This window comes from Bacillus sp. UNC322MFChir4.1 (genome assembly GCF_000746135.1).
Classification (GTDB): Bacteria; Bacillota; Bacilli; order Bacillales; family Bacillaceae_G; genus Bacillus_A.
This window is the reverse complement of sequence record NZ_KN050809.1, coordinates 348,665-354,014: the sequence shown is the minus strand read 5'-3', so window position 1 is coordinate 354,014 and position 5,350 is coordinate 348,665. Positions and strand designations below refer to the sequence as shown.

The 5,350-nt window shown below is 35.2% G+C and carries 4 protein-coding genes, 1 pseudogene and 2 other annotated features; all 5 genes and pseudogenes read left to right on the top strand.

The genetic code is table 11. The features are described from left to right. Window positions 1–424, top strand: a pseudogene (locus BR72_RS19070) (hypothetical protein); the annotation flags it as partial. Between the two features lie 268 nt (window positions 425–692). After that, complete coding sequence (locus BR72_RS19065; protein WP_035435623.1) at window positions 693–1,367, top strand: hypothetical protein; 675 nt, start codon at window positions 693–695, stop codon at window positions 1,365–1,367. Window positions 1,368–1,441: 74 nt separating this feature from the next. Beyond that, the gene (locus BR72_RS19060; protein WP_035435622.1) at window positions 1,442–1,825 is read left to right on the top strand and encodes a hypothetical protein; all 384 of its coding nucleotides are present in this window, start codon (window positions 1,442–1,444) and stop codon (window positions 1,823–1,825) included. 176 nt (window positions 1,826–2,001) lie between these two features. After that, window positions 2,002–2,231, top strand: a binding site (T-box leader). A 46-nt stretch (window positions 2,232–2,277) separates the two neighbouring features. Beyond that, window positions 2,278–2,506 (top strand) — a binding site (T-box leader). Between the two features lie 250 nt (window positions 2,507–2,756). Continuing rightward, window positions 2,757–4,085 carry an amino acid permease gene (locus BR72_RS19055; protein WP_035435620.1) on the top strand — a complete coding sequence of 443 codons (1,329 nt, stop codon included), beginning with the start codon at window positions 2,757–2,759 and terminating at the stop codon, window positions 4,083–4,085. 201 nt (window positions 4,086–4,286) lie between these two features. Beyond that, window positions 4,287–4,940, top strand: a complete 654-nt coding sequence (locus tag BR72_RS19050; protein ID WP_035435618.1) for a YdeI/OmpD-associated family protein — start codon at window positions 4,287–4,289, stop codon at window positions 4,938–4,940. Window positions 4,941–5,350 lie beyond the last annotated feature (410 nt).

The following is a 5,350-nucleotide window of genomic DNA, read 5'->3' as shown; positions in this document are numbered from 1 at the left end:
TCTATTTCGAGGAGTATTTGGCATCATATGTTCAGTCGGATTACTGGTTATAACTCAAAAATATGCATATGAAGTGTTACAGTTACAAACGCCAATCTATTTTATTTTTTCATTTGGTTTGTATGGTTTTGCTTTGTATCATTTTTATAAAAATCATATTGAAAAACTTCAGGAACCAAGAAAAAAATCAAAATCGTCGAAAGGAACTGGTGGTGTAAAAGTAGCAGCTATTGCAGCTGGATTGGGGCAGTTAATTGCTAATATAATTCTTAGCATTGCAACACAACAGATGGGAGCAATTGTATTTATGTGTGTATGCACAGTGGTTTCGTTTGTTTTCTTTTATATGATTATAGAACTCCATAAGTATTATTATTTACGGAAGCATATAGAAGATGGAGGGAAAGTACGTATAGGCTTTTAAAGAGAATTTGTTGAATTTTAAGTATATAATCGTATTCCGCTTATAGTTGATTAAAGGATAGAAAAAATAGAAGGGAGAGTTAATTTCATGAATACTGGAATTACATTTATATAGCATAGAGGTCTTTTTTCTATTTCGAATGATAGGAATGGAAGAAGTTAAAGGATTTGAAAATCCATACAAAGGCTATACCTTAGAGTAAATAGATCAATAACAGGAAGGTGTGCGAAAAAAACTTGGTCAACAGTAGCGGGGTGGTTTAATTAACATGAAAAAAAGTATAGATTTTAATAAGAAAGCCTTTGAACGTTATATGGCTGTTTATCCTGTAAATAATATAAGAGCCGAAGTAATTACCCTTGTTCTTGGGATAGCAGACATGTTTATTCTTTTGCCCGCTTTTGCGAATCCTTTTCAACTACTATATATATATATAGTAGTTCCTCCAGTTGTTTTTTTAAATTTGTGGGGGATATGGATTATTATCAATCCTCGGAAACGACAATTACAATACACTCTATTTCGTGGAGTATTTGGCATCATATGTTCAGTCGGATCATTGGTTATAACTCAAAAATTTGCATATGAAGTGTTACAATTACAAACTCCAATCTATTTTATTTTTTCAGTTGGTTTGTATGTTTTTGCTCTATATCATTATTCTAAAAATCATATTAAAAAACTTCAGGAACCAATAAAGAAATCAAATGTATGGAAAAAAGAGACTGGTAGTGTAAAAGTAGCAGCTTTTGCAGTAGGATTTGGGCAGTTAGTTGCTAATATAATTCTTAGCTCCATAACACAACAGATGGGGGCAATTATATTTATGTGTGTATGCACAATGTTTTCGTTTATTTTGTTTCATTTCATTATGGAACTCCATAGATATTATTATTTACGGAAGCATATAGAAGATGGAGGGAAAATACGTACAAGCTTTTAAAGAGAATTTGTTGAAAGTGCATTCCTCTTATAGTTGATTAAAGGCTAGAAAAAATAGAAGGGAGAGTTAATCTCATGAATGTGGAATTACATTTATATAGCAGAGAGGTCTTTTTTCTATTTCGAATGATAGGGGTGGAAGAAGTTAAAGGATTTGAAAATCCATACAAAGGCTATACATTAGAACAAATAGATCAAGAATGTGAGGAAGTGAGAACAACTCTTCTAGAAGATGGAGTATTGGAAGAAATAGATGGTAAGCTCATCATTGAACCAAATACATTGTATTTTTTAGAGATTTGTAAATGCAATGATGCCGTTGTTAAACTTAAAATACAAAGTAAGGAACAGGATGTAGATTCATATTATTATATTTCATTAGAGAAACCCGCATTTATGACCCTTGAAGAGGAAAGAAATTTTGCTTCAAAAACTACATATATTTTTATTTATGCATGAAGATATTGAAGAAAATATAAGTATAACTTTCGATAATAAAGAGAGCGTAGTATGTCTTTTAGTAAAACATACCTAAATAAGTATTGCTAAAAAACATTGACAGAATATTAATGCAAGCTCTATAATACAAAACATACTTATTAAAGACTGTAGCTACGTCATATAAATTGAAATAAAATTGAGCAATGAAGGGAATATAAGTAGTGCTTATCTCACTGTTTTAGAGAGCTGATGGAAGGTGCAAATCAGTACAAAGATAAGTGTGAATTTCAATCCTGGAGCATCTTTTTCGAAGTAAAGGACGACCTTTATGAGGGAAAGACGGTCAAATATGAGATCGTTAACAAAGTTGAGAGGCAGACTCAGTCTGCAACTAGGGTGGTACCGCGATATATTCGTCCCTACTGATACAATCAGTAGGGACTTTTTTATTATATAAAAAACATAATATTGGAAATGCAGTGAAAGGAATACAGTAATACTTATTTCCCTGTTTCAGAGAGCTGATGGAAGGTGTGAATCAGTACATAAATAAGTGTGAATTTCAATCCTGGAGCATCTTTTTCTTCTATAAAGGGCGACCTTTATAGAGGAAAGGGCGGTCAATAGATCGTTAACAAAATGAAGAGGCAGACGTTAGTTTGCAATTAGGGTGGTACCGCGGTGTAAATCGTCCCTGTCGTATAGGACAGGGACGGTTTTTTTTATTAAAAGGAAAACTACAATTGATCTTATAAAGTGAAACTTTAATCAGTGGGGGTTTTCTTCATCCCCCACTGATTATTAGTTGAACCAATCGGGCTTTTAAGAGCAGTTTATCTCCCGCCTAACTTCTTTGCTTCCGCTGAATTTTGAGGCGGGAGTATTACTGCTCGTTAATGCGGGATAAAATCTTTTGTGAAATTTTATATATAAATGAGAGGAGAAAATTATGGGATTACAAAAAAGGTTATTGCCGCGGCATGTCCGTTTGATGGCACTCGGAGGAGCAATCGGCACTGGGATATTCAAAGGGACTTCTGAAACAGTATCAATAGCGGGGCCAGCAGTTATATTTTCTTATCTGTTTGCGGGATTATTACTTCTTGTCGTAATGAGTGCAATTGCGGAGATGGCTATCGCTTATCCTGGGATGAATATGAAAGGGTTTATTCGTAAAGCACTTGGGCAAAACGTGTCGTTTGTGATTGGATGGATGTACTGTTTCATGTTGTTAGTTGTATGCGTCATTGAAGTAATCGCTGCAGGAAGCTTCCTGCAATATTGGTTTCCTTCTATGTCATTATGGTCTTTAAGCTTTATGAGTGCAATTTTCATTGTGGCTATTAATTTTATGAATGTAAAGCATTACGGAGAGTTCGAATTTTGGTTTGCTGGAATTAAAATTACGATGATTGTCCTATTCCTTATTTTAGGCGGCGCTATTTTATTCGGAGTAATCCCAAGCAATGAAACACACTATATGCAAAACTATGTACAGCACCAAGGATTCTTCCCACACGGCTGGTCAGGAGTATTTTCGGCATTGTTAATCGTAATTTTTTCTTACGGTGGTTCTGAACTTATCGGATTGACTTTAACAGAAATGAAGGATACAGAGAAAGTATTGCCTAAAGTGATTAAAGGCGTATTTTGGAGAATTGTATTATTCTATACACTTCCAATCCTTATCATTTGCGGATTAATTCCATGGAATGAAATTGGCAACCAAGCAAGCCCGTTTGTACAAGTGTTATCGGCAGTTGGATTTAAAGGATCAGCTCATATTATGAACTTTGTCCTAATCACAGCAGTATTGTCGGCGGCAAACTCTGGTATTTATGGCTGCACACGTATGCTGCATTCCTTAGCAACAGAAGGAGAAGCACCGAAACAATTTTCATTTGTTGCGAAGAACGGTGTTCCTGTATATAGCGTTATCTTGAGCTCTATCGTTCTTGTTAGCGGGACATTCGTAGCATACTTTTCACCTGACCGCGTTTTTGGGTATTTAATGGCAATTCCAGGATTTACAGTATCGTTAGTTTGGATCAGCATATGTTTATCACAACTGAAGCTCCGCAAAACATATACAAAGTTGCCACACTTTAAAGTATGGGGATTTCCATATGCAACCTTGTTTACAGCAATCACATTAAGTATTTGCTGCGTGGCATTTACATTTAGCGATCAAAATAGAGCGAGTATTTTTCTTTGTTTAAGTGTTTTAATTATTTTAATTCTATGTTCTGTTTTTGTAGGGAAAAAGAAAAAAGTATAGTAAAACTACATTTTTAAAATAGATGAAAGGCAGACTGTTGTAAGGTCTGCCTTTTTATTTAAAAAAGTATAAGTGACCATTTTAACTGACATATTTCCATCAATAAGGTACACTTTATGAATGAAAATAGTTGCTGAATAATCAATTGCAATTATTGAATAGAACATAAATTGTAAGAAACAAAAAATGAAGGAGCCTATTATGACAATTATTGATAAATTAAAACTAACGAAATTCCAAAACATGGCCGTAATCAATCAACCAAGTGACTATAGTATCTTTACTGAACAAAAAACGACTCTTTCAAAAGAGCATGATGCTATTTTCATTTTTGTAGAAACACTTGATGAAATGGTTATGCACACACAAACGATTCTTAACGATGAACAACTATTACTTGAAAAAGGCTATATATTTTTCGCATACCCGAAAAAGGGGAATAAGCGCTATGAAACATATATTCACAGAGATGAAATGTTCCCAGCAATGAACGTTGGAGAAGATGGATATGTAGGGAATAGCGATATTAAGTTCGCCCGTATGGTAAGTATGGATGATGTTTTCACTGTTGTCGGTTTAAAACGTGAAAAAAAGAAAGCGAAGAAAACAGCAGCTGCCAGCCAGTGCGTTGCAGATTATGAGAACAATGTGAAAGATGTTGAAGCATTATTAGCCGATCATCCAAACGAACTGAAGTTTTACCAAAGCTTAACTCCTGGATATCAAAAAGACTGGGCACGTCACATTTTCTCAGCAAAGCAACAACAAACGCGCGATAAACGCCAACAACAAATGGTGGATATCCTTTCACAAGGGTACAAAACAATCGATTTATTCCGTCGGAAGAAGAAATAAAGTGAAGCTTTCATCGGTGGGGATTTTCTTTATTCTCCACTGATGGCTAGTATATCACCATAACCTATCATTAACGGTAGTTAGTCTGCCTAATTTAAAAGGAGAATAAGCTCCTTTATTTTTTTAAAACATAGCATGTAAAAGACTATGAAATAATTATAAAAAGTTGGTGAAAACATGCTATTTGATTCTGAACGTATAGGTTTGGGTAGCTTACTAGGTATAGGCAAAGGCTTACTGGGCATGGGCGTGGGTAAGGGAGGATTTTCGGGCATGGGTATGGGAGGATTCCCAGGCATGGGTATGGGAGGATTCCCAGGCATGGGTATGGGAGGATTTCCAGGCATGGGTATGGGAGGATTTCCGGGCATGGGTATGGGAGGATTTCCGGGCATGGGTATGGGAGGATT